The sequence below is a fragment of the Humibacillus xanthopallidus genome (assembly GCF_006716675.1).
Classification (GTDB): domain Bacteria; phylum Actinomycetota; class Actinomycetes; order Actinomycetales; family Dermatophilaceae; genus Humibacillus; species Humibacillus xanthopallidus_B.
On the sequence record NZ_VFPM01000001.1, the window covers coordinates 149,883 to 174,234 of the forward strand.

Annotated in this window: 14 protein-coding genes and 1 pseudogene; 6 read left to right on the forward strand and 9 right to left on the reverse strand. The window is 69.9% G+C overall.

Annotation, left to right across the window (positions count from 1 at the left end):
• The first annotated feature begins 290 nt into the window (after positions 1 to 290).
• On the forward strand, positions 291 to 6,416 hold the full coding sequence (gene mobF / locus FBY41_RS00705) for a MobF family relaxase (protein ID WP_141841521.1): 6,126 nt from the start codon (positions 291 to 293) through the stop codon (positions 6,414 to 6,416).
• Between the two features lie 215 nt (positions 6,417 to 6,631).
• Here the strand turns inward: mobF and FBY41_RS00710 are convergent, their stop codons facing one another.
• The 3 genes from FBY41_RS00710 to FBY41_RS24125 form a co-directional block, all read right to left on the reverse strand.
• A complete protein-coding gene (locus tag FBY41_RS00710) occupies positions 6,632 to 6,955 on the reverse strand; it encodes a histone-like nucleoid-structuring protein Lsr2 (RefSeq protein WP_141841522.1) in 324 nt (107 codons plus the stop codon).
• Between the two features lie 200 nt (positions 6,956 to 7,155).
• Positions 7,156 to 8,019, reverse strand: a complete 864-nt coding sequence (locus tag FBY41_RS00715) for a hypothetical protein (protein ID WP_141841523.1) — start codon at positions 8,017 to 8,019, stop codon at positions 7,156 to 7,158.
• 399 nt (positions 8,020 to 8,418) lie between these two features.
• Positions 8,419 to 9,606, reverse strand: coding sequence for an HNH endonuclease family protein (locus tag FBY41_RS24125; protein WP_311769377.1), 1,188 nt, complete (start codon positions 9,604 to 9,606; stop codon positions 8,419 to 8,421).
• A gap of 623 nt (positions 9,607 to 10,229) precedes the next feature.
• Between FBY41_RS24125 and FBY41_RS00725 the strand changes: the two are divergent.
• From FBY41_RS00725 to FBY41_RS00745, 5 genes and pseudogenes are all read left to right on the forward strand, one after another.
• Positions 10,230 to 11,400 (forward strand): annotated as a pseudogene (locus FBY41_RS00725) (IS3 family transposase).
• 185 nt (positions 11,401 to 11,585) lie between these two features.
• Positions 11,586 to 12,014: a hypothetical protein gene (locus tag FBY41_RS00730; RefSeq protein ID WP_141841524.1), complete on the forward strand. Its 429-nt coding sequence runs from the start codon at positions 11,586 to 11,588 to the stop codon at positions 12,012 to 12,014.
• Positions 12,015 to 12,024: 10 nt separating this feature from the next.
• Positions 12,025 to 13,209, forward strand: coding sequence for a tyrosine-type recombinase/integrase (locus tag FBY41_RS00735; protein ID WP_260439481.1), 1,185 nt, complete (start codon positions 12,025 to 12,027; stop codon positions 13,207 to 13,209).
• The gene (locus FBY41_RS00740; RefSeq protein ID WP_141841525.1) at positions 13,206 to 14,552 is read left to right on the forward strand and encodes a tyrosine-type recombinase/integrase; all 1,347 of its coding nucleotides are present in this window, start codon (positions 13,206 to 13,208) and stop codon (positions 14,550 to 14,552) included. Before FBY41_RS00735 ends, FBY41_RS00740 begins: the two co-directional genes overlap by 4 nt.
• 355 nt (positions 14,553 to 14,907) lie before the next feature.
• Entirely contained in the window at positions 14,908 to 15,336 is a 429-nt protein-coding gene (locus tag FBY41_RS00745; RefSeq protein WP_185748824.1) for a nitroreductase/quinone reductase family protein, read from the forward strand.
• A gap of 150 nt (positions 15,337 to 15,486) precedes the next feature.
• Here the strand turns inward: FBY41_RS00745 and FBY41_RS00750 are convergent, their stop codons facing one another.
• The 6 genes from FBY41_RS00750 to FBY41_RS00775 form a co-directional block, all read right to left on the reverse strand.
• Positions 15,487 to 19,029, reverse strand: coding sequence for a hypothetical protein (locus FBY41_RS00750; protein WP_141841527.1), 3,543 nt, complete (start codon positions 19,027 to 19,029; stop codon positions 15,487 to 15,489).
• A gap of 605 nt (positions 19,030 to 19,634) precedes the next feature.
• The gene (locus FBY41_RS00755; RefSeq protein ID WP_141841528.1) at positions 19,635 to 20,309 is read right to left on the reverse strand and encodes a hypothetical protein; all 675 of its coding nucleotides are present in this window, start codon (positions 20,307 to 20,309) and stop codon (positions 19,635 to 19,637) included.
• Positions 20,306 to 21,712 carry a type IV secretory system conjugative DNA transfer family protein gene (locus tag FBY41_RS00760; protein ID WP_260439482.1) on the reverse strand — a complete coding sequence of 469 codons (1,407 nt, stop codon included), beginning with the start codon at positions 21,710 to 21,712 and terminating at the stop codon, positions 20,306 to 20,308. Before FBY41_RS00760 ends, FBY41_RS00755 begins: the two co-directional genes overlap by 4 nt.
• 131 nt (positions 21,713 to 21,843) lie before the next feature.
• Positions 21,844 to 22,305 (reverse strand): hypothetical protein, encoded by a 462-nt coding sequence (locus FBY41_RS00765; protein WP_141841529.1) that lies wholly within the window; start codon positions 22,303 to 22,305, stop codon positions 21,844 to 21,846.
• A gap of 47 nt (positions 22,306 to 22,352) precedes the next feature.
• Positions 22,353 to 22,691, reverse strand: coding sequence for a hypothetical protein (locus FBY41_RS00770; RefSeq protein WP_141841530.1), 339 nt, complete (start codon positions 22,689 to 22,691; stop codon positions 22,353 to 22,355).
• Positions 22,692 to 22,714: 23 nt separating this feature from the next.
• Complete coding sequence (locus FBY41_RS00775) at positions 22,715 to 24,343, reverse strand: peptidoglycan DD-metalloendopeptidase family protein (protein WP_141841531.1); 1,629 nt, start codon at positions 24,341 to 24,343, stop codon at positions 22,715 to 22,717.
• Positions 24,344 to 24,352: the final 9 nt, after the last annotated feature.

Genomic DNA, 24,352 nt, shown 5'->3' on the forward strand with positions numbered 1-24,352 from the left:
GCACGGCTTCTTGTCATCGACGTAAGCCGCGAGAACGCTGCCCGGCGATCACTCCCAGGGATCAGTCCCCTCCATCCGATGTCGTCACCAGGGACGACAAGGTGCCGTCGCGGCTCAACCGCCACACCCAAAGTCCGGATCCCTGCCGTGATCGACGCGACCGTGCCAAGCCGCGTACCCCCAGCGAAACCGCAACCGCCCATGTCACACACACCTCATGCATTCCCGGTCGTTTCAGTTTCAACCACCTGAACGCCTAGGCGCCCCAGTGGGCTTTGGTCGGTGTGACGATGTCCATCCACAAGCTCACGGCCGGGAGCGGGTACGACTACCTGACCCGTCAGGTCGCGGCGCAGGACGCCACCGACAAGGGCCACACCGGCCTGGCCAGCTACTACGCCCAGAAAGGCGAGACGCCAGGGGTGTGGGCCGGCTCCGGGATCGCCGGCATCGACGGCCTCGAGGCGGGCGATGTCGTCACCGCGGAGCAGATGCAGGCCCTCTTCGGTTCCGGTCACCACCCCCTCGCGCAGCAGCGACTGGAGCGGCTCGCCGGCCCTGATCTGACCGCCGGTGACTACCAGGCGGTGACCCGGCTCGGGATGCCGTACAAGGTCTATGGCAGCGATGTCAGTGCGTTTCGGGTCGAGGTCGCCCGCCGGATCCATGAGCTCGCGACGGAGCTCGGGTCCCGCCTCGGTGGCGATCTCGGTGGCGGTTCGGACGCCGTGGTTCCGTTGGCGGATCGGGCGCGGATCCGGACCGAGGTGGCGACCGAGTTCTTCCGTACGGAGCACGGCCGCGACCCCGCCCGCGGGTCGGACGGCGCCCGGGAGATCGCCGCCACGATCGCGAGACACTCCCGACCGCGGACGACCGCGGTCGCGGGCTATGACCTGACCTTCTCCCCAGTGAAGAGCGTGAGCGCCTTGTGGGCAGTGGCCGATCCGGCGACCGCCGCCTTGATCGAACGGGCCCACCTGGCGGCCGTCGGGGACGCGCTGCGGTTCCTCGAGGAGCACGCGCTGTTCACCCGGACCGGAACTAACGGGGTGCGTCAGGTCGACGTCCGGGGGCTGGTGGCGACCAGCTTCACGCACCGTGACTCCCGCGCCGGGGACCCCGACCTGCACACCCACGTCGCCGTCGCGAACAAGGTCCAGACCCTTGACGGGCGCTGGTTGAGCATCGACGGGCGGGTGCTGTTCAAGGCCAACGTGTCCGCCTCCGAGACGTACAACACCGCCCTGGAGAAGCGCCTCCACGCCGACCTCGGCCTCCGCTTCACCGAGCGCGACACCGAACATGTCCAGGCGCCGGACACGGCCAATGTCCGGGAGCGTGCGGTCCGTGAGGTGGTCGGGGTCGACCCCCGCTTGAACGAGCGCTGGTCGGCCCGCCGGGCGGCCGTCGTGGCCCGGCGCGGCGAGCTTGCGCAAACCTTCCAACGCGACCATGGCCGGCCCCCGACCGCGGTGGAGTCGATCCAGCTCGCGCAGCAGGCCACCCTGGAAACGAGGGAGGCGAAGAAGGCCCCGCGGAGCCTGGCCGAGCAGCGGACCACGTGGCGGCGCCAAGCCGTGGAGGTGCTCGGCGACGAGCACGCGCTCGACGCCATGCTCCGCGCAGCGACCGCCCCAACCGCCTCACGACGAGCCACAGGACGAGCCACCGCGCGGGCCGCCGGCGAGGCGGCCGGAGGGGTGGCCGGGGGACGGGTCGACGCCGGCTGGATCGACGCGACCGCAGCCTCGATCGTCACCACGTTGCAGGCCTCCCGGAGCACGTGGCAGGTGTGGCACGTCCGCGCCGAGGCTCAGCGCCGTCTCCGCGCCGCCGACTCGGTCGAGGTCGCTGCGGGGGCTGTCGACGCGGTGGTGGGGCTGCTCGTCGACGAGGTCCTGGACCGCCGCTCGGTGCGCCTCACCAACCAGGGCGACGGCATCGCTGAGCCGGCGCAGCTGCGGCGCCGGGACGACTCCAGCGTGTACACGGTGCACGGTGCGGAGCTGTTCACCTCCGCCACGGTCCTCGCCGCCGAGCAGCGACTCCTCGCCGCTGCCGGGCGGCTCGACGGGGCCACCGTCGACACGCACGATGTCGAGCTGGCGCTGCTCGAGTCGGCCGCGAACGGGGCCACCCTCAACGCCGGCCAGACCGCGCTGGTGCGCGGGATGGCAACCTCCGGGGCCCGGCTGCAGCTGGCGATCGCCCCCGCCGGAGCCGGGAAGACGACCGCCCTCCGCGCGCTGGCCACCGCGTGGGCCAACGGCGGCGGCCACGTCATCGGCCTCGCCCCGTCGGCAGCGGCAGCGGCCGTCCTCCGCGACCAGATCAGCACCCCCACACCCGCACCCAGACCAACCTCGGATGCGACGCGCAGCGTCGGCAGCACCGTGACCGCCGGCCCGGCGTCCGCGGTCACGGACACCCTCGCCAAGCTCACCTGGTCCATCGCCCGCGGCGACCTGCCCGACTGGGCCGCCAGCATCGGCCCGGGCACCCTCGTGATCGTCGACGAGGCAGGGATGGCCGACACCCTCACCCTCGACGCCGTCGTCCGGTTCGTCACCGCCCGTGGCGGGTCCGTCCGCCTCATCGGGGATGACCAGCAGCTCGCTGCGATCGGCGCCGGCGGGGTCCTGCGCGACATCTCCCGCAGCCTTGGCGCGCTGCGTCTGACGGAGCTGATGCGGTTCACCGACCCCGCCGAAGGGGCCGCTACCCTCGCCCTGCGTGAGGGGGCACCGGAGGCGCTCGGGTTCTACCTCGACCAGCACCGCGTCCACGTCGGCGACCCCGCCACCACCACCGAGGACGTCTTCACCGCCTGGCGCGCCGACGCCGACCGTGGCCTGGACGCCATCATGCTCGCCCCCACCCGCGAGCTCGTCGCCCAGCTCAACCACCGCGCCCGCGCCCACCGACTAGCCCGTCAGCAGCCGAGCACCCAGCCCGGCATCGAGGTCACTCTGGCGGACGGGAACGCTGCCTCGGTCGGGGACCTGGTCATCACCCGGTCCAACGAGCGCCGGCTCCGGTTGACCGCGACGGACTGGGTCAAGAACGGCGACCGCTGGACCGTCCTGGCGGTCGGGCAGGACGGCGGGTTGCGGGTCCAACACACCCGCCACCGGCACACCATCACCCTCCCCGCCGGCTACGTCAGCACCTCTACGGAGCTCGGCTACGCCAGCACCGTCCACGCCGCCCAAGGCGTCTCCGCGGACACCATGCACGGCCTCGCCAGCGGGCAGGAGTCACGCCAGCAGCTCTACACGATGCTCACCCGCGGCCGGGTCGCCAACCACGTCTACGTCCAGGTCGTCGGCGACGGCGACCCGCACACGTCGATCCACCCCGACACCCTCGCGCCACCGACCGCCACCGACATCCTCGAGACGATCCTGGCCCGGGACCACTCCCCCGTCTCCGCGACCACCCAGCTCCGCGACCGCGCCGACACCGCCCTGCTGCTCGGGCAGGCGACCGCCCGCTACACCGACGCCCTGCACGTCGCCGCCGAAGACCACCTCGGCCCCGACACCGTCCGTCGCCTGGAACGCAACGCCGAACAGGCCGTCCCCGGACTGACAGACCAGCCTGCCTGGCCCACCCTCCGCGCGCACCTGATCCTGCTCGCCGCCCACAACCTCAACCCCCTCACCGCCCTCCGCGTCGCCGCGGCGACCCGGGAGCTCGACACCGCCGCCGACCCCGCCGCCGTCATCGACTGGCGCCTCGACAACCCGCTCCCAGGAGACGCTGGCGGAGGACCGCTCCCCTGGCTCCCCGGCATTCCCCCAGCACTGGCCCTGCAACCGAACTGGGGCGAGTACCTCACCCGCAGAGCGGAACTCGTCACCACCCTCACCGCCCAGGTCAAAGACGCCGCCGCCACCCACACGCCCGCATGGGTCACCCACACCCCTGGACGCCCGGACGCCGGTGTCCTCGCCGACGTGCAGGTCTGGCGGGCCGCGACCCAAATCCCCGACAGTGACCGGCGCCCCACCGGGCCACCACAGCAGCAGAAAGCGGCCGCCCTCTGGCAACGCCGACTCACCACCGCACTGCACGGCACCCGCGCCCCCGCCCTGCAGGAATGGGAACACGTCCTGCACGCCGCCGCACCCGGAATCCGCCGCGACGACTTCACCCCGACCCTGGCCGAACGACTCGCCGCCATCTCCCGGGCCGGGCTCGACGCCCGCGGCCTCCTCCGCCGAGCCACGGCCCTCGGGGCGCTACCCGATGACCATCCCGCCGCCGCCCTGTGGTGGCGCCTGAGCCGCCACGTAGCTCCCTCTGTCGCCACCGACCCCGACCACCGCGCCGTCGCCCTCACGACGTCATGGCTACCACGCGTGTCCGAAACCTACGGCCCCACCGGGGCCGAAGAGCTGCAGGCCAGCCCCTGGTGGCCAGCACTGGTCACCAGCATCGACCACGCCCTGCAACGCGGCTGGACCCTCGACGACCTCCTCGACACCCACCCAGGCACGGACGCTGACCCTCAGCTGACCGAGGACCTCGACGACTGCCAGGCCATGGTGTGGCGAATCACCGTCCTGACCGACCCTCCCCCGCCGGCCGAGGACCTCGACGAGGACCCGCCCCCCGAGGACGACCGGGCCTCGGTCGACCACCCCGCCGACCTCCACCACGCCGACCAAGAACTCGAACGCGAACTCGACCGCGGCACAATGCGTCTCAGCGAGGCGCCCACCCCGGAACAGTGGCAGCAGCTCGTCGACCCGAACACTGACCCGACGCCCGACAAGGGCACCAACCCCACTGAAACCGACACCGAGGACCGCGACCAGGCCGACCAGGTCGCTGCTGCTGTCGAGGTGCGGCTGCAGCTCGCCGCCATGGTCCGCGACACGATGGGACCCCTGCCGCCCGACGACGACGACGTCGAAGCCATGGTCGCCCGCGCCGCACTCTGGGACGACTGCCCCGTCAGCCGCGAGCGGCTGCTCGAGATCAACCAGCTCACCCTGGACTACTTCCGCGGCCAGCTACCCGGCAGCTGGGCCGACACATACCTGCACGAACGCTTCGGCCCCGCAGCCGAATCGGCGACCGGACGCCCCGCCGGGCCAGTTGCGACTGTCCTGTCCGGGTTCGCGCCGGGGTACGCGCCCGCCGGGTGGGCCACCCTCGTCACCGCCCTGCGCCACGCCGGGGTCACCGACGGGGAGATGCTCGCCGCCGGCGTCGCGAGCCGCGCCCGCACCGGCAGGGTCATCGACCGGTTCCGCGACCGTGTCATGCTCCCGATCACCCGCGACGGCGACGTGCTCGGCTTCGTCGGACGCCGCCACCCCGACCTCGACCACACGCCGCCTGCTGGACCGTCCGGCGCTGCCCAACCCGCGGTGCCGAAGTACCTCAACACCGCCGACACACCCCTGTTCCACAAGGGCGCCCAGCTCTACGGCATGCCGCCGTGGCCCCTGCCCGGCGACACGGCCCTCGTCCTCGTCGAGGGCCCGATGGACGCCATCGCGGTCACCCTCGCCGGCGGCGGAGCCTACGTCGGCGTCGCCACCCTGGGTACCTCTCTCACCCACGAGCAGACCGCGCACCTCCTGGCGACGGGTCGACGTCTTGTCGTGGCCACCGACGGGGACCTGCCAGGCCGAGTCGCCGCCGAGCGAGACTTCTGGATCCTCGCACCGCACGGCCTCTCCCCCGCCGTGGCCCTCTTCCCCGACGGGTCAGACCCCGCCGCCGTCTTCAGCCGCCAGGGCCCGCAGGCGCTGCACGCCACCCTGCAGCGCGCTCTGCCCCTGGCTTCAATGCTCATCGAGGAGCGGCTCACCAATCTCCCTCAGGAGGCGGCCCTGCAAGAGGCCAGCCAGGTCCTCGCCGCCCAACCAGCCACAGCATGGGGCCCCGGCAGCCGACGCTTGGCATCGCGGCTCGGGGTCCCGCTGCCGAACGCACGCGCCTGCCTCGCCGGCTACGCCGAGGACTGGAACCGCAACCCGCGCGCCGCCGCCCGACAGCAGATGACCGCCACCCGAGAGGTCCGCGCGCGGCCTGAGGCGTCCGCGGAGCACCAGCCGGTCGACCGGTGGCTCAAGCTCGCGCGGGAACTCGACCCCCGGCTCCCCGACCAGAGCGACTGGCCCGCCCTGGTGTGCATGCTCGACCAGGCACACCAGGACGGACACGACGTCGCCGCCACCTGCAGGCAGCTCATCGACGAGAAGCCACTGCAGGACCAGCCCGCCCAAGAGCTCCGCCGCCGCCTCGCCGCCCAGCTCCCCGACCACGACCCTGCGTTCAACGAGCTGCCGTTCAGCGAGTCCGAGACGCCAAACCACTCACGAACCGGCGCCGCCATGGATCAGCGAGCCGGCGGCGTCAGGAACGCGCCCGGCCCGGATCCCGTTCGGCGCTGAGGTCACCAGCCTCGACCCCCAGATGGTCGTTGACAGCGGGTATCGGGATCCATGGACGTACACCAACGTGCCACATGCGAGTGGCTCGAGCGCGATGACCGTCGCCAGTCCAGATCCCCGTGACGGCCCCAGTTGACTGGTTCGGCTTGGGCACCCTCAACAGGCCAGAGCGCCCAGACCGTCGTCGGTCCGGGCGCTCTCTGGCATTGCGCGTTCTAGCGGGCTGCGTCGAACGCGGCAACAATCCGCTGCGGGATCCGTCCACGAGCGGGTACGTCGTGCCCGTTGCTGTGCGCCCAGGCGCGGATCTCCGCGTTGCGCGAGGCGCCCACGGCTGCAAGCCGTTGCCGGGTGCGTGCGGGCCGGTCTGAGGTCCGAGCCCGCTCCGTCCAGTGCCCGAGAGCCTTGCGCAGCGCTTTCGCGTTCTTCTCCGAGAGGTCAATCTCGTAGGACTTGCCATCGAGGGCGAATGTGATCGTCTCGGCCGCCTCAGTGCCGTCAATGTCGTCGACCAGAGTGGTGATCATTTGTTGGGCCATGAGGCGATGGTAGGGGCGGGTCACTCAGGTAACGCGCCAACGCCTTGAACGAACGTTCGCTTGCGGCGAGAAGATGCACGTTCGTCTGCACGTGGCTAAAGGCGGTGCGGCAGACTCCGCGCCCCGCCGGGGCGTCCACGGCGACCAGCCCCGCGCGTTAGGGGTGGTCACGTCGGCACCTGTGCCGACGGCTGCGGTTCTCAGCCGTCTGCGGGCTCGCAGGGATCTGCCTGTGGCCGAGAGTCGTACGTTCGAGACCAAGCGTCGAGGATGGCTCGTGCTGGCGAGTCGGCGTCCACCGGTAGCGAGACGACCTCTCGGGTGCTTCCCTTGCGGACCATCTCCGCGTTCTCGGCAGACATGACCACGTCCAGGGGGTCGAGGCTGCGCCCCTCCCGATCGGCCAACAGTTCGCGGCGCAACATTCCGGCATACACCGGCTCGACCGTCTCTGTTCCGTGCGGGCGGACCACGAGAACCCGTGCCTCGGTGGCCGCGACCGCGACGGCGAGGGCTTCCTTCGCGGTGGCCAGGACGGTCGAGGCCAAAGCGGTGGCGTACAGGGCGTTGCGGTCGGTCTTGGTGCGCTTGCGCAGTGTGGGCTTGCCGCCGGGTGTGGTGTCCGGCCGGTGCTCGGGCACCATGTCGATTCCCCCGTAGCTGACGACTGCGGTGACGTACCGGGCGCCGGTGTCAGGGTCGGTTCCGGCGTCGACGCAGGTGGAGTCGCTGGCGTTGTCGGCGAACGCCTCGTCGACGGCCTCGATCACCGTCTCGGGCTCGTGGGTTTGAAGCGCCTGCCATCGCTCGTCGAGATGCCACTGCTCCAGCTGGGCGGCGATGACCTTGCCCGTGTGTCGGCGCAAGGCTTCGATTGGGGCCCACTGCCCGGCCCAGGTCTTGGCCTGCTTACGCAGTGCGCGCTTCCATACCGGCACACCGGCAGTGGCGCTCTGGTAAAGCTCGCGCCCCACTGCTTGCACCGAGGCGGGGTCCGGCCCGGTCGGGACTGGCAGGACCTGCCGCGAGGACTGCGGGAACGTCGCGAAGTGCAAGGTGGTCAACGACTGCTCCACGGCGGCGATGTCAGCGATCTGCTGGGCCCGTTCCGCGGCTCGGGCCTGCGCCTGCAGCTGCGCGACGGTGGGCTGCCGTGGCCGGGCAGAACCCGCCGAAGTACGGCCTGAAGAGCCGGACGCGCGGACCGTGGCACGCCGCTGGCCACCACCGACGGCTGTCGAGACCGTGATGGGGCCGGCCCCGGACGAGATCCGGGTTCTGCCCGCGCCGACGTGCACCCGGGCAGCCCGAGGCCCGATGCTCGTGCGCATGCCGCGGGAGGAGGCGCGCACCCGCACTCCTGGGGCGATCTTGAAGCCGACTGAGAGCCCCATCTACCTGCCCTGCCTTTCGGTGACCGCAGTCAGCGGCTGGTGTTCATGTGTGGTCGCCATCGGTGGCCCTCAGGCCGCTCGCCAGCGGGCCCGGATGTCGCCCGACTTGAAGGTGCACCGCATCAGCGTGCCCGCGCTGGTGTAGCCAAGGGCTCCCTGCGGGGAGCAGAACGCGCCGGGGTGCACCCCTTGAGTCGGCGCCGGAGGCTGGGGTACTGGGCTCGGAGTGGGCTTGGGGGCTGGTTGAGGCAACGGCTTCGGGGAGGGCGCAGGCCTTGGGGCCGCGTAGAGGGGGAACCCGCCGAGCTTGGGCACGGCCACCGTCGGCACTCTGGTGGTCGCGCAGCCGGTGAGGACCGCGACCATGGCGGAACGTTCCGCGGGGGTCACCGCCAGCCGGTACTTGGCCTTCACCGCGACCTGCCGCGCCACGTACGCGCACCGGTACGCCTTTGCCGGAGGCAGCCACGTGGCCGCGTCTCCGGAGCCCTTGGCAGCGTTCACGCCCGAGGAGACCGCCAGCAGGTTGAGGGTGTCGTTCGCGAAAGTAGTCCGCTTGGCCTGCGGCCAGCCGGCTGCGCCCTTGACCCAGGCGTCGGCCAGCGCGACCACGTGATCGATCTGCACCGGCGAGGCGGACGAGGTGGTCCGGGCGAAGCGGACCGTCTTGGCGGTGTAGGGGTCGGTGAGTCTGCCGGTCATCACCGTGCAGCCGTTGGTGCCGGACTTGAGGGTGACGTCTTTCAGATCGCGCCGCAGGGTGTCGTTGCGCTGGTCGCAGCCGTTGCGGTCGGTGTCCGTCCAGGCCGGACCGAACTCGTCACGCGAGTACCCAGTCATCGGGCCGCGGCCCTTGACTGTCAGCGTCCCGACGAGCGCCAGGGCGGTACCCGGTTGCGCCCCGGCGATGGCGGACTCGACCGGGTCCGTGTCGGGGGGAGCCGGCTGGACGGTGACCGGGCTGGTCGGGCTCGGGGCGGGCGCCGTCGTCGCGGCGGACGCGCTCGACGGTGGCGCCCCGATCGTGCCGGCCGATGGGGGCGCTGACGTGGGGACCGTCGCCGGGGACACGGCCGTACCGACGGCCACCGCGACCAGCGCCCCGACGAGCGCCAGAGCTCCGGCGGCCCGGGTCGGCAGGTGCGCCCAACCCACGCGGCCCCGGATCATGGTCACGACGGCGACGACGAACGCGAAGAGTCCCGCAAGCAGCAGGAGGCCGCCGATGCCTGAGGTCAGGCCCGCCAGCGCGGTCACAGCCAAGCCGCCCCAGCCGAAACCCGCAGCCAGACGTGCCCGGTCTCGCCGGGCAACTGGCGCCGTAGGTGGCTGGGTCGGGGTCTTGGGGGGCGCCAGCGCGGGGGCGACTGAAGAGTGGGTGACGCCGACTGAGGGACTGGCGTCGAGCCACGGCGGCCGTAGCGGCGCCATGGACCCGTACGCGACCGCGCTCTCCTCGCCAGGCGCGGCAGAGGCGACAGGCGGTGCCCACGCAGACGGCGGCAGGCTGCCCGGCACGTCAACCGCGTCAACCCAGTAATGCCAGTCGGGCGGGGCAGCCGGCCAGGACGGGTCGGGCAGCCACCCCGATGATGGCACCCACCCCGCCGGAGGAGCCGGCCAGCCAGGGGGCGGGTTGAACACAACAGGCATGGTGAATCAGCAATCCTTCGTCTGGTCTCAGCCGGCTCCCCCGGGCCGCCTGCCGCACGCTACCCTCGCCCGTCCAGGCAGGTGCGCACTTCGGACAAAAAGACAGACGAACGCGGACACAGGCGTGGTCAGCTCGCGGCGAAAGACGCATCCCGTTGGGGACTGCTGACGGTCTGGTTGACACCTGATCTGTGGCGACGAAGGTCGCCGCTGGAAGGATTGTCGACATGCCTGCAGCCCACCCCAAGGAGTTCCGCGAGGACGTCGTGGCCGTCGCCCGACGCGGCGAGGCCTCGATCGCTCAGGTCGCCAAGGACTTCGGGATCTCCGAGTCCTGCCTGCGTGGCTGGCTCAAGAGCGCCGACGTCGAGGACGGGATCCGACCCGGCACGACACGGCAGGAGTCCGAGGAGCTTCGCGAGCTGAAGAAGCGAAACCGCCTGCTGGAACAGGAGAACGAGGTCCTTCGCCGGGCCGCCGCGTACCTCTCCCAAGCGAACCTGAAGCTGGGCCAGTCCCCAAAATGAGCTACCCGCTGGTCCGTGACCTCGCCGCTGACGCGATCCCCGTCGCGGTGACCTGCCGGGTGCTCGGATTCTCCCGCCAAGCCTTCTACGCGTGGTGCGCTGCACCGGTCAGCGACGCGAACTGGTCGATGCGTACGCCACGCACGCCGCCTACGCCATCCACGCCGAGGACCCCGGCTTCGGGTACCGGTTCATCGCCGACGAGCTGACCGAGGCCGGTCACGAGGTGTCCGAGCGGCGGGTCTGGCGGCTGTGCTCCCAGGCCCGGATCATCTCCGCACACGCCCGCAAACGCGGCACCTCCCGACGGCCCGGGCCCCCGGTCCACGAGGACCTCGTCGAGCGCGACTTCACCGCCGCCGGCCCGAACCAGCTGTGGCTGACCGACATCACCGAGCATCACACCGCCGAAGGCAAGCTCTACCTGTGCGCGGTCAAGGACGTGTGGTCCCGCCGGATCATCGGCTACTCCATCGACGAGCGGATGACCTCGCACCTGGCCGTCGACGCGCTGCGGATGGCGGTGGCCCGCCGCGGCGGAGCGAACGTAGTGGCTGGTTGCGTGGTCCACAGCGACCGCGGCAGCCAGTTCCGCTCCCGCCGCTTCGTCCACGAGCTGACCAGCCACGGCCTGTCCGGCTCGATGGGCCGAGTCGCCTCCAGCGCCGACAACGCCGCGATGGAAAGCTTCTTCGCCCTGCTACAGAAGAACGTGCTCGACCAGCGGCGCTGGCGCACCCGCCACGAGCTACGCCTGGCCATCGTCACCTGGATCGAGCGGACCTACCACCGCCGACGCCGCCAACGCGCCCTGGGCAAGCTCACCCCGATCGAGTTTGAGACCCTCAACCACGCCGCATACGCGGCCTGAAACACCACACCCCGCGTGACAACCAGATCGTCAGCAGTCCCTTGCGCGCCGGTGCCGAGCCGTGCGGCCACCTCGTGAGGTGCGTGATGAAACCGGATCTGCCGAATAGCGGGCGACACAACCCAGCAGCCACCGGGTCGAAACCTTCGTGCCCCGAAGGCGGTAGGCCCGGATACGGTGATGCGATGAACTCGCCCGTGGGGGCCGACAAGACGGCGTCGGGACTGCAAGACTCACGCGATCGTACGAAGGCTGTCGCGCGCTGGGCCGTCGGAGTCAGCTGGGTCTGGGTTGTGCCGTTGGCAGGCGCCGCCGTTGTTGTTGCCTACCTCTCTCTGCTCTTTGTCGGTCTCGCTGCGGAAGCGCTCGGGGGCCAGCAGACGCCGTGGGCCATCACCCTGGCATTGGGGCTGCCCGCCCTCGGGCTTCTGCTCGCAGCGGCGGTTGGCTTGGGAATAGCGTTCGTGGCGGCTCGGTGGATGAGCCGCCTGAAGGCATTGGCCCCCCTGCGTCCGTGGTTGATCGGCACGAGCGCTGCTGCGCTTGGCGGCGCGGCCGCAATCTCCCTGTTCTGGGCGGCCATGACGGGAGTCGGCCGCGTGGGCTCCTCTTAGAGGGATCCCGATGTCCGCTCATGCTTGTTATGCACGTGATCTTGCAGGACATTTCGATGAGCCGTGGTGGCTGTTCGCCTCTGATGTTGGAGGGCCTGAAATGCCTGTCTTGTATCCGTGTCTGATCCGTTCTCGTCGGCCGTCTGGGGAGGTGGTGGTCCGCCTCGGGGTGCCGCTGGTGGACGACTATCTGGAGTTCTTGGAGGGTCGGTGCCGGCCGAACACGGTGCTGGCTGCGGCGTACGACCTGAGGGTGTTCTTCACCGTCGTGGCGAAGGACCCGCCCGAGGTCGTACCGGCTGATGTGCTCGGGTTCATCACCGCCCAGCGGACCGGCCGCATCGAGTCGGGGCTGGTCGCGGCGGTCGCCATCGACGGTGAGCCGGCGGGGGTCGCGACGAGCACGGTCGCTCGGCGGCTGTCGAGCATCTCGGGATTCTTCGGGTACTTGCAGGCCCGTGGGGACGTGGCCGCGAACCCGGTGCCGCGGGGACTGCCCACCCGTCGCGAGCGGTCTCGCCCTGGGCAGGGGGTGCCGTTGACGCGTCGGGTCCGGCGGCTGCCGAGGATCCTGACCCCGGCCGAGGTCGACGCGCTCCCGGCCCAGCTGCGCACCCACCGGGACCGGGCGATGGTCGCGGCGATGGTGCTCGGTGGGCTGCGTCGCTGCGAGGTCCTCGGGCTGCGGATGCAGGACGTGCGGGTGGCCGAGCGCCGGCTGTTCATCGCCGACGGCAAGGGTGGGCACCAGCGGCTCGTTCCGGTGTCCTCCCGGTTCTTCACCGAGCTGGCCAGCTATCTGGAGGCGGAACGACCGCGCACCTCCGGCACCGATGGCACCGATGGCACCGATGGCACCGACCGGGTGTTCGTCGTCCTCAAGGGTCCGAACCGTGGAAAGGCGTTGAGTGTCAGGGGAATCGACGAGGTGCTGGCTGGGGCGCGGCGGCGGGCCGGGCTGACGCACGGGACCTGTCACGAGCTGCGGCACACCTGCCTGACCCGGCTGCGGGAGGCCGGGATGGCGCTCGAGGCCGTCCAGGCCCAGGCCGGGCACGCCTCGATCGAGTCGACGAGGATCTATCTGCACCTGGCCGATGACTGGCTCGCCAGCCAGTACCGCAAGGCCGCCGAGGTCATCGACGCGCAGGTCTTCGCCGGCCACCCGGACGCGACCCTCGGGAGCCGGCCATGACCACCACGACGATGGCGAGCACCGCGACGAGCACGTCGATCAAGCGGCGAGGGACCTCTGGCCCGGCGCCTGGCTCGCCGAGCGGTAATCCCCGGGGCCACAACGGGATGGCGCCGATGCGGACCTGGGCCGAGCTGGACGCGGCACGTCCGGAGCTGGCCGCGACGATGCGCCGCTACCTGGAGCAGATCGGCTGCGTGCTGCGCCCGGGCAGCGTTCGCAACACCGACCAGGCGCTGCGCTCGTTCGCCGGGTTCCTGCTCGAGCAGGCCCCCGAGGTCACCACCGTCGCCATGGTCACCCGCCGCCACATCGAGGGATACAAGCCGTGGCTGGCCGCCCGGCCCGGGCAGCACCAGCCCCGCGCCTCGACCGCGACCCTCGCGCACCGGCTCGGGACGCTGCGGATGTTCTTCGTCCGGATCGACGAATGGGGCTGGGAGCAGGCCCCGCCCCGGGTCCCGATGTTCCCCGGCGACCTGCCCCGCCAGGACCACCCGCTGCCCAAGGCCCTCGACGACGCCGCCGCGGCGCAGCTGCTCCGCGCAGCGCACAACGACCCCCGGCTGCTCGTGCGCGTGACCGTCGAAGTCCTGCTGCGCACCGGGCTCCGGGTCGGCGAGTTCACCGGGCTGCGCGCCGACGCCGTCGTCCTGATCGGCTCCGGCCCGTGGCTGCACGTGCCGGTCGGCAAGCTCCGCGAGGACCGCTACCTGCCCCTACACCCGCAGCTCGTGGCGCTGATCGATGACTACCGCCGCGAGCACGTCCCGCCCGGCCACCCCCTGCTGCTGCCCAGGGAGAACGGCCGACCTGCCGACCGGCACTCCGTCACCCGGATCCTGAACAACGTCGCCGCCGCAGCCGGGCTGGGCCACATCCACCCCCACATCCTGCGCCACACCCTGGCCACCCAAGCCATCAACCGCGGCATGTCCCTCGAGGCCATCGCCGCGATGCTCGGGCACCGCTCCCTCGACATGACGCTGCGCTACGCCAAGATCGCCAACCGCACCGTGGCCGACGAGTACTTCGCCGTCACCGAGAAGGTCGACGCCCTCTATGAGCAGGCCCGCGCCGTACCGGCCGACGTGCTCGGGCCGAACCTGGCCCGGCTGTCCCGCGAGCACCACCGCCACCTCGGAAACGGCTACTGCACCAGGCCGCCCACGCTCGACTGCGCCTTCGAGTCGATCTGCGAGACCTGCACCTTCTTCCAGACCAGCATCGAGTTCCGGCCCACCCTGCTCGCCCAGCACGACGACGCCGCCGCCAAGGGACAGACCCACCGAGCCGAGCTCTTCACCAAGCTCCTCGACCGCACCCACCACGAGGCCTCCTGAGATGACCACCCCACCCCGCCCGCCCGCCCCACCACACCACGGCCTTCCTCGATCCATGCCGCCCCGTGCCGGTGCGCCCGAGGCGTCAACGTGGAGCACGCGCAGCGCAGCGAGCATGAACGACGTTGACACCGACCAGCACCGGCACACACTCGGCAGCGAGGAAGGACCGCTCAACGAGCCCGGCACCCACCCGGATCACGTGCATAATGCCGCCGTGCGGATGGTCGACAGGCGGCGAATAGACGCACCGTGATCTGCGATTCAGGATCTGACACATGAGCTGTGGCGCTCGCACCGTGGTTGACTCGTTGTGAGGGACCTCCCCGGAGTGAGCGAGGATGACATGGCGTCGATGGCACAGCGGTTTTGGAAGGCCAGCAACGCTGTGGCGGTGTGGATCTACCGGCGCACCGGCGGGACGGTCGGCGGCAGGGCCAAGGGAGGAAGCCGAGTGCTGCTGCTCACCGTGGCGGGCCGCAAGTCCGGGAGGGCGCACACGGTGCCGGTGGCGTACGTCGAGCGCGACGGCGCCTATTACCTCGCAGCGACCGCTGGGGGCCAACCGAAGGAACCGCAGTGGGTCCGCAACCTGCGTGCGGCGCCGACGGCGACCGTCGAGGTCGGTCGCGAGCGAAAGGCGGTGTCGGTCGAGGTGCTGGCAGGAGCCGAGTCCGAAGCGGCGTGGAAGGACGTCATTGTCGCTACCTACCCGTCCTTCGGCCCCTACGAGGCGAAGTCGGGTCGCAAGATTGCGGTCGCGCGTCTGACCCCGACTGCGTGACTGGCTCATCCTGTCAGGGTCTCCTTGGCATTGAGGCCCATGGACAGCCCGTTCCCACGCCCGCCGTGCAGGGCCCCCAGGGGCCCGAGTTGGCAATGTATGCGATGACGGACTCGGTCCTTGGCCCGCATACCGGGGTCTGCTGCCGGACTAGAACGTCGCGGTGATCGCTCCGAGGTAGGCCGAGCGCAGGGCAGTGTAGGTCGTTATTAGAGTCTTGATTGGCTGTCCCCAAGTCCAGTAGTCAAACGAAGCAGTGTTTGCGGTCGGGTCTACGCTTACGGGTGATTCGACTGTGATGATGTGCGTCCCATCATAGGTGGGGTGCAGCAGAGACGTGCGTATCCACAAGGCGAGGTGGTTGTCGGTGGTCCTGCGCAGGCCGCCGATCTCAGCGTCGTCCCTGTCGTCGCATATGCGCACGCTGCTGTAATAGCCGGTCTCCTCGTACCATTCACTGAGTTCCTTTGCGGAAGTGCTCATGGCTATTGTCTCATCGGGTGCCCCTTCGTAGTCGAAGAACCAATTCTCACTGTCTCGGAGGGCTGACATCACCATCCAGTCAGCCTGCGGCGGCATGGGTCCGTACTTCTGCACAAGCGCGTGGAAGTCAGTCGCGCGCAGGTCCGATCCGGGTGCCACTTTGAGTTCTCCCAGGTAGCCTACGCCCGCCCCGTAAAGCGCCTCAGCGAATTTCTGGAAGTCTCCGGAGTTGCGTTGAATTGCATGGTGGAGGAAGGCCGCGGCAGTGCAGAGACCGACTTGTCCTTGGTCAACCTTGTTTGCATCGGCAGAGAGTTCGTGGATGCGGGTAAGGACCGTCGTGGCGTCTAGGCCGGGCCATGCCTTGCGTCCGGTGAGTTGCCCAGTGGGCGAGCCTGCGCCGGGCTGGCCCGTCGGCGCACCTGGTGCTGTTGGCGCCGCGGCTGACCCGCCTCCATCGAAACCGAGGACTCCGTCTTGACGCGGCGTGCTGGTCGCTCCGGGCTTGACGACCGAGATCGTGCCAGCTTGGTCATCGAGACGTCGAGCCTCGTTGAGCCGAGCACCTGTGGCAGAGACGGTCTGCTGGCCGTTCCTCGTGCCTGCACTCGCGGTCGACCCACCGCTGGCCCCGCCGGAGAGCATCCCGGCGGCAGACGACAGGTTCTTGCTGGCGGCCTCGATCGCCGCGCGTGCGTTCTCCCCTGCTTCGCCGGCAAAACCCTGTGCTGCGGTCAGCGCGCCGCTGAGCCCCGCTTGTGCAGCTCCGATCGTGGCGGCCAAGCCGCTCATGTCTCGGAACATGCCTCCGCTGTTGACCGCAGCCAAGATTGCAGCGGTGCCCGCGAAGTCGGGAGCGGGCGGCGGCGTCATTATGGTTAGGGATGAAGGCGCTTGGCCCTCTATCTTCACCGACTCAACGCCCTGCTGGGCCCTGCTGCCGCTCTGCTGGGCGGCGATTTCGGGTGCGCTGATGGGGATGGGCGAGTCGGCCCAGTTCCAGAATCTCGTCATGTCGAGTTTCTCCGCGCCGGTACTGCGCCCGAGTACAGCCTCCGCGAAGACCCCGCCACTGGGCAGTGGCACAACCGTTTCGCGGCTCACGCCAGACCGCAGTTTGGTCTGCTTGAGCATTGACTGCCAGCGAGGGTCATCCTCGATGTTCGCCGCGAGAACAACGTAACCGCCAGTGACGGTGATCGGATCCGGGTCGCATACATTCAGCAACGGCTTGCCGCTGAAGGTGTAGGCCGACAGGGAGCGGAACCAAGTCGACGCGTCGACACTGCGGACAATTGCTTCCTGGTAGTAGGAACTGTGCGCAACGAGGTGTCCGCGAAGGCGTCTGTCCTCCTCAGGGCTTAGCGTCTGAACCTCGAGAATCGGCACCATCGTCTCCGCTCGCTTGAGCCCCTCGATGATGACGTGGACCGTGAACGCAGACGTCTCTGCGGTACGGATTGTGTAGTTCACGGCCAGCACGCCTGTAGCACCCTCTGGAGACGTCTGCCGCACCTTGAGAGATCGAATGTCCGCGGGCCCGGGTATGCTCGACCAGTATGCGACGCGGTGAGGAGCGGCATCAGGCCAGACCGTTGAGGGACTTATGACCTTGGTGCTCCCATCTAGATAGGTCACCTCAAGGGCGTCTATGCACGAGTAAGGCGCGGATACGAGACCCAGAGAACTCGAGACGCTTGAATAGCCGACTGGGAGTAGCAGTCGATCGGCAAAGGCGGTATTCGCACCAAATCCCTTCTGCCAGCTGGATTGTTCTACGGGCACGATGCTTGGAACGCGCGGGAAGCGAAGCACGCTCGAGCCAACCCGGTCGATAAGGGAGGCAATTTCGGGTGTCAGCGCGGCAGACGCCAGAGTATCCCGATATCGGACTATGAGGCTCGTGTCGGTGAAGTCGGGGTCTTGAATAGGGATGAACAAGGCTGGCACCACGTCGACCAGTTCACTGATGACGCGGTAGAGCTGCACGACCTCGAAGTACTCGATCGTCAGTGCGTGTAGATGGTTGTAGTTGGTTACCGCACGGGTGGATATCTCCTCCTGCTCACTCTGGGATACCTCCCGCACAGACGACGCCCAATGGCTACGGGCCAAGCTGGATGCTTGGTGCGTGCTGTCCGTTAGCCGCTGAGTCGCTTCAGCGGCGACGTCGCGCATCCCCGAGGTGGACGCCCAACTGAACGTCGAGCCTCCAGCTGAGCTCTTGCCGGCGGAGACCCCGATTCCGAGCGCGTCTCCAGCGGCCCCAGCAAGGGACAACCGTCCGTAGCTGCCCTTTCCGGCGGCTCCGGTGCCGGTGCCGTAGCCGGCGGAGAAACCCGCACCGCTTCCCCAGCTGCGGGACTGAGAAGCCGAGGAACCGTGTTGGCTCTCATACGCGACCGCGCGGGTGACCTCGGAGAGGGACCTCGCTCGGACCACATCAGACACAAGCACGTCGGTGTCAGCACTGGTGTCCGTAAGGGACGACTTCAGCTGACGCGCCCAGTCGATAACGGCCACGCGCGTGCTTTCTCCAGGGGCCAGAGCTAGGGAGTGCAACAATTGGCCGAGTGCTGTCCCTATCGGGAACCAAGACTGAGAGAATGTGACAAGGGCACCGAGTGCGGGCCGTGCCTTGCGTTGACCGGGTGCCAGATCAACAAGAGGCACAGCGCCTCCTTGTTCCACCGGAACTGCCGTCCCCGTGACCGTCCCCACTTCCTTGTCTAGGAAGAGTCGTTGGTACTGAACTCGTTCAGTTGGGAATCTGCCTGCAGACGGGACAATCACGTCCTCGTAATCAACTTCGCCCGCGTCATCACTCACGAGCCCGGTGCCGATCTTGAGCCACCGCTCTGCATCGAGATACGGCCGCCACGCTGCGAGTTCGGCGATCGTGCTTGTCCCTAGGGCCTGTTCCACCGATGGGCCGACGTCGTTCAGCCTGCGCAGGGCTTTCACCGGGAGGCCTGCCAGCAACTCAAGTGGCACGGCCCTGTGATCACTCGTCAACAAGTCACCTGGCACGACACCGACTCGCGCGTCAACACCGTCGTATCCGGTGCTCGCGGCGACAAGCCGACGGGCATCGCGAAACACACTTGCAGTGGCAAGGTCATAGATGGTCTCTATGCCGAGCTTGGTCAACACGGCGGCGGCCGCCGCCGTCACGCCCGGCATCTCGGAGACGGGGCCTCCCGCATCCATACGATCATTGTCGTGATGTAGTTCCTGAGATCCAGCCATCTCGACCTGCACCGCCCCTTGTCGTGTTCCAGAACCGTTCTGGGCCGGCCCGGGGCATCCCAACCCCACCGGTCGCCACGAGTGCATCCGGCGTTGGTCAGGAGGCCACGAGCCCGACGGGACGACGTCCGCCTCGAGGAGGCACGCACCACGGGCTACGCATTGTGTAGCCCGATATGTGCACCTCGCCCCGCTATGCCAGTGAAGCACCCACATCGGTTCGACAGATATGGCCCATGGACCTAGATTTCTTGATTGTCCGACCGCTATAATTCGCGCACGAAAACGGAATCTTGGGAAGAACCTAGACCTGCAAAGACGTCGACAGTTCAATTAGGGGACGATGCGGGGCATCGTTTGAAATGTTAATGCTTATGGCATCGTTTGCATCCAGGCGACCGCGTGCGGCCAAAGTGGGTGCGTTCATAGTGGGACTTGTGTCACAAGTCGAGGCACGCCCTATCTGGGCGGTTGGACGCACCTTCCCGGCCTGTCATTCAAGCGATCCTCGGCCAGGACGCACGTCCGTTCCGGCGGTCCACCAGTGCCCTGCAGTCGGAGTTAGCTCATTCCTCGGCGTCGTCAAGGATCTCGCCGGTCTCGAGGTCGACGACTTCGGGGGTGAGGTGTCCGGTGTCGACGAGGTGCAGCCGCAGGGTTTCGCTGGGGTCTCGCCGTGTGGGTTTCGCGAGGGCTTCGTCGTGGGCGTAGACGGTGTCGCGTTGCTGGACGGCCCGTTCGGCGCCGTGGCGGTTGTAGCGGCCGCGGGCGGGCCAGTCGCTGTGTCCTTCTTCGCAGTGGTCCTTCAGGCGGACCCGGAGTCGTTCGGTGAACGCGGGCAGCGAGTAGCGGTGCCATTCCTCGAGTGCGTCGCTGGTGAACCCGAGGCCGGCGCGGCGGCGCTGGTCGGCCAAGACAGCGATCTCGTGGACGAGGTGGGGGTGCTGGGGCCAGCAGGGCGGGATGATGCCGACGATGTCCCAGACGTATTCGAGGTTGAGCCAGGCGACGACGTGGTCGAGCCAGGTCCAGAGTTCGCGCCGTAGCTGGGGTTCCCGGATGCTGGTGGGGTCCCAGGGGCGGGGCAGCATGCGCAGGTCGCCAAGGGCTTTCTTCTGCTCGGCGGTGCCGTTGGCGGCGAGGTGCAGCTCGCGGTAGCAGTGCGTCAGTCCCCGGCCCGGCTCGGGGAAGGGGCGGACCATGGGGGTCGGCGGGAACTGGGGCTCGGAGGTGATGCTCATCGCCGCACCGGGAACTGCGGCGTGACGTTCGGACCGTCCTCGGTGTCGCTGGACAGGCCGTGCCGTCGCGCCTCGACGAGAGCAGCCGTGGAGCGGGCCTCCGCGGTGACCACCAGCCGGCGTCGGTCGCCCAGCTCGGCGCGTGCTGCGGCCTGCTCGGCGAGGAGTCGCTGGCCGGTGCGTCCGTCGACGCACCGGTGCAGGGCGGCGATGATGGGTTTGCCGTTCTCGGCGACGACGAGGGCGTGCCGTTCCTTGAGCTGGCGGACCTCGGCGCCGGTGAGGATGGGGATGTCCTCACCGGCGACGTTCCGTCCGCCGCGGTGCCCGCTCTGCCAGCTGGTGCGGGCGACCCTGACGGGTCCGAGGAGGTCGCTGATCTCCTGGTTGAAGGCGACGTCCTTGGAGCCGCCGAAGAGGACGAGAGTGTTCGTCAGCCCGAGCAGCGTCCGGGCTTCCTGGTCGCCGAAGATCGCGGTGAGCTGGGGCCGGGTCTGCGCGGCCCAGATGAAGGAGATCCCGAGGGCGCGTTCGTTGGCCATCCGGGTGCGTAGCGTGGGCAGCGGTGCGGTGGAGGGCAGCTCGTCGAGGCAGGCGAGCATCGGCGGGCAGAGCCTGCCCCACCGGGACTGGTTCGCGGCAGCGAGTGCCGTGTCGAGGACGTGCTCGGCGACGGCTGTCATCAACGGTGACGCGCTGGCGTAGGGGTCCTCGCGCCCGAGCAGGTAGATGGTGCCGCGCCGAGCGATGACGTCGGCGACATCGGTCGCGGGACGCCCGGGCCCGGGGACGCAGCGGCGCCGGATCGGCTCCTGGAAAAACAGGCTCATCGTCTGCTGCACGGTGGTGATCGTGTTCCCGGCGGTCCGGTCATCGCCGCGGAGCGCCCCGAACAGCAGCCCGTGCCAGAACGGCGCGGCGTGCGGGTGCTCCCGCAGGATCTCCGTCGGGTCGGTGGCGCTGAGCGGGTTCGCGACCCAGCGCAGCACGTCCTGCAGGGTGCGGCCGGTCAACGCGGCCGCGTGGAAGTAGGCCTGCAGGACCTTGGCGGCCTCGGCCGCGTAAAACCGGGCGGCGTCGTCTCCGTGTCCGCCGGCGACGGCGCCCTTGACGGTGCCGGCGGTGAACGCCTTCGCGCGCCGCTCGGCGAGCATCGGGTCGACGCACCCGTCGATCGGGTCCCAGACCAGCTCGGGCAACCCGGCTGCGGCACCGAAAGGGTCGAGCACGACACACGGCCGGTCCCCCGTGGATCGGGCCGTCAGGCTCAGCAGCAGGTCGTCGAGCTTCGTCATCGTCACCAGCGCCGCGCCGGGCGCCTGCAGCAGCGCAGGGATCAGCGCGTCGAGGGTCTTGCCGCTGCCCTGCGGGCCGATGACACCGGCGGTGCGGTCCCACGGCACCCACAGCTGCCCCCCGCGTGGCTGGGACGAGGTGCCGAGCCGCCATCCCACATCGGTCGGCTCGAACCGCGCCCTGGACGGAGACCACGGCCGCGATCGCGGCGTCCTCGCGCCCGTCAACGTGGTTGGCATCATGACCGGTCCTTGCCGTAGAGGTCGGGGCGGGTGATGGCCCGGACGCGGTGCAGCCGCCGGCGGCCGAGCAGCGTCTGCGCCTCGGCCTTGCTGGCCATCCCGTGGACGCGGTGGGGTCCCCACCGCAGCCACAGCGCCCTCCCCGCCCAGCACAGCACCACGAGGATGATCAGCTCGGCCCCGGCCACCCAGGCCCGGACCGCCGCCGGTGACGCCGCGCCCGCCGTACCCGACGTGGTTGTTGGTAGCCCGGCGCGGGCGTCTCCGGCGAGGATCCCGGGCACGCTGGTGAGCAGCGCGTCTCTCGGAGGGAAGGAGAGACCGCCGCCGGCGGCGAGGTTCGCGCCGGCCCGGCCGGCCTGCACCCCGAGCACGAGCAGCAACAGCACCGTGACCGCGAGCATCAGCGGGATCTCCCACGTGAACGGGTACGGGTTCGAGCGTCGTGACTGCTGCATGACCGGCCTCCTTCACGAACCAAAGCCGCGGCCACCCGCGTGGGCGTTCACCGCCGCCGCCCATCCCGACGATCCAGGGGTGGGGACGGGTGTGCAGGGCTCTCGTGGAGGCGTTGGTGGCGCCACAACCAGGCCGCCGGATCTTCCCCACCGTTGCTGCCATCGAGGGTGGGCTGCGCCCAGCCGCGAGCCCGAACGACGCTGTGCCAGTGGAACGCCGGGTCGGAAGGGTCGAGCTCCTGCAGGGCGGGCTCGGCCTCGGTGACAGCCGCACCAGCACCCCCACCAGCGCCGGCCGGGGCGGCATCCAGTCCAATGTCGCAGGACAGCTCCCCCGGCGCGGGCTGGTCGAGGTCGTCGGCCGACTCGTCGGGGAGGTACCTCATCCGGATCACCTGAGTCACCCGGATCACCTGGTCACGGTCGGCTGGTCGGCCATGTTGCCGACCCGCCAGATCTCGAAGATGTGGTGGCCCGGCCCGGCGGCGTAGGAGAAGTGCCCGACCCCGAGGGATCTCGAGCGGGCCTCGATGGTCGTCCGGGTCGCGGGGTCCCACACGAGCATCACGTGCCCGATCCGGGACGGGCCGAGGTAGGAGTCCCAGAAGATGACGTCGCCGGGCCGCTCCGTCCCGGGCTGGACGCGGAAGCCGTTGCCCTTGGCCAGCCAGGCCCGCTGCGCGCCGGCGGTGCGGGGCATGCTGATCCCGATCCGCGCGAACGCCGCCTGGACGAGGGAGGAGCAGTCCCACGCGTCCGGACCGCCCGCGCCCATGACGTACGCGTCGCCGGCCTGGCTGCCGGCCCACTGCAGGAGCTGCCGTACCCGATCGCTGGTCAGCGGCGGCAGCGCGGGATCGCCGCCGCCGTCGTTGAGGGCAGGCGCGTCGCATCCGGTCGGGTCGCCGAGGACTATGCCGCCGCCGTACGCGTGGGCGTAGTGCAGGACGTCGTTGACGTACCAGGTGGCGTGGTTGTACGCGTACAGGGCCCTGACGACGCCGTCGGGTCCGTCGGCGACGCCGGAACGCACGAGGTAGTTCGCGGCGGAGGTGATGCTGTCGGCGTCGTTGCGGATGTCGACGATGCCGTCACGGTCGCCGTCGACACCGACCGCCGAGAACGTGGCCGGCATGAACTGCATGAGTCCTTGGGCGCCGGCGCTCGAGGTGGCGCTGGTGCTGCCGTGGCCGGTCTCCTCCATGCCGATGCCGGCGAGCAGCGTCCACGGGATCGCGTACCTCGCGGCCGCAGCCTGGTAGAGCGCCTTCACCTTGGCCGGTATCGGCAGGGGCGGGTTGCGCAGCGACGCCTGCCGCGGGCTGCCGGGCGCGGGAAGCTCGAACCCGATCCCGCCCTCCATCACCGTGTCAACGGAGTCTCCCGCTCCCCCAGTCGCCGCGCCGTTGCCTCCCCCTCTTCCTCCGGCGGCGGCTGCTGACGTGACGGTCGTGCCGGCGGTGACGGCTTCGCCGTTGAGGGGTGCGCCGTGCGCGAGCATCCACGGGACGGGATCGGTCGCGACGCCGGCGACGAGGATCTCGAGGTGCAGGTGGTTGCCCGTGCTGGTGCCGGTGCTGCCCTCGACGCCGAGCCCCTCCCCGGCCGTGACTGGCTGTCCCCGCCGGACGTCGACCCGGGCGAGGTGGCCGTACCGGCTGGTGACCCCGCCGGCGTGCGTCACGTCGACGTAGTTGCCGTAGCCGTTGCGGGAGACCCCGGCGAAGGCGACTCGGCCGGGGCCGATCGCGACGACCGGTCCCGGTCCGGGCTGGGAGACGAGGTCCTGCCCGGAGTGGTGCTCCCACCGCAGGTGGATGGGGTGGAACTGCTGGCCGAACCCGCGCCTACTGACGGTGTACCGCTGGGTGAACGGCGGGCGCCACTGCCCCGTCGCGGGGATGCCGGTGCCGCAGGCGACGGTCCGCAGCTGCTCCCCCGCTGCAGGGCCGGCGACCGCCATGACCAGCACCGCGGCCGCGATCGGGATGCCGGCCAGCAGGACTAGCGGCAGCAGGATCGCGGCGATCTTCTTCACTGCCAGTGC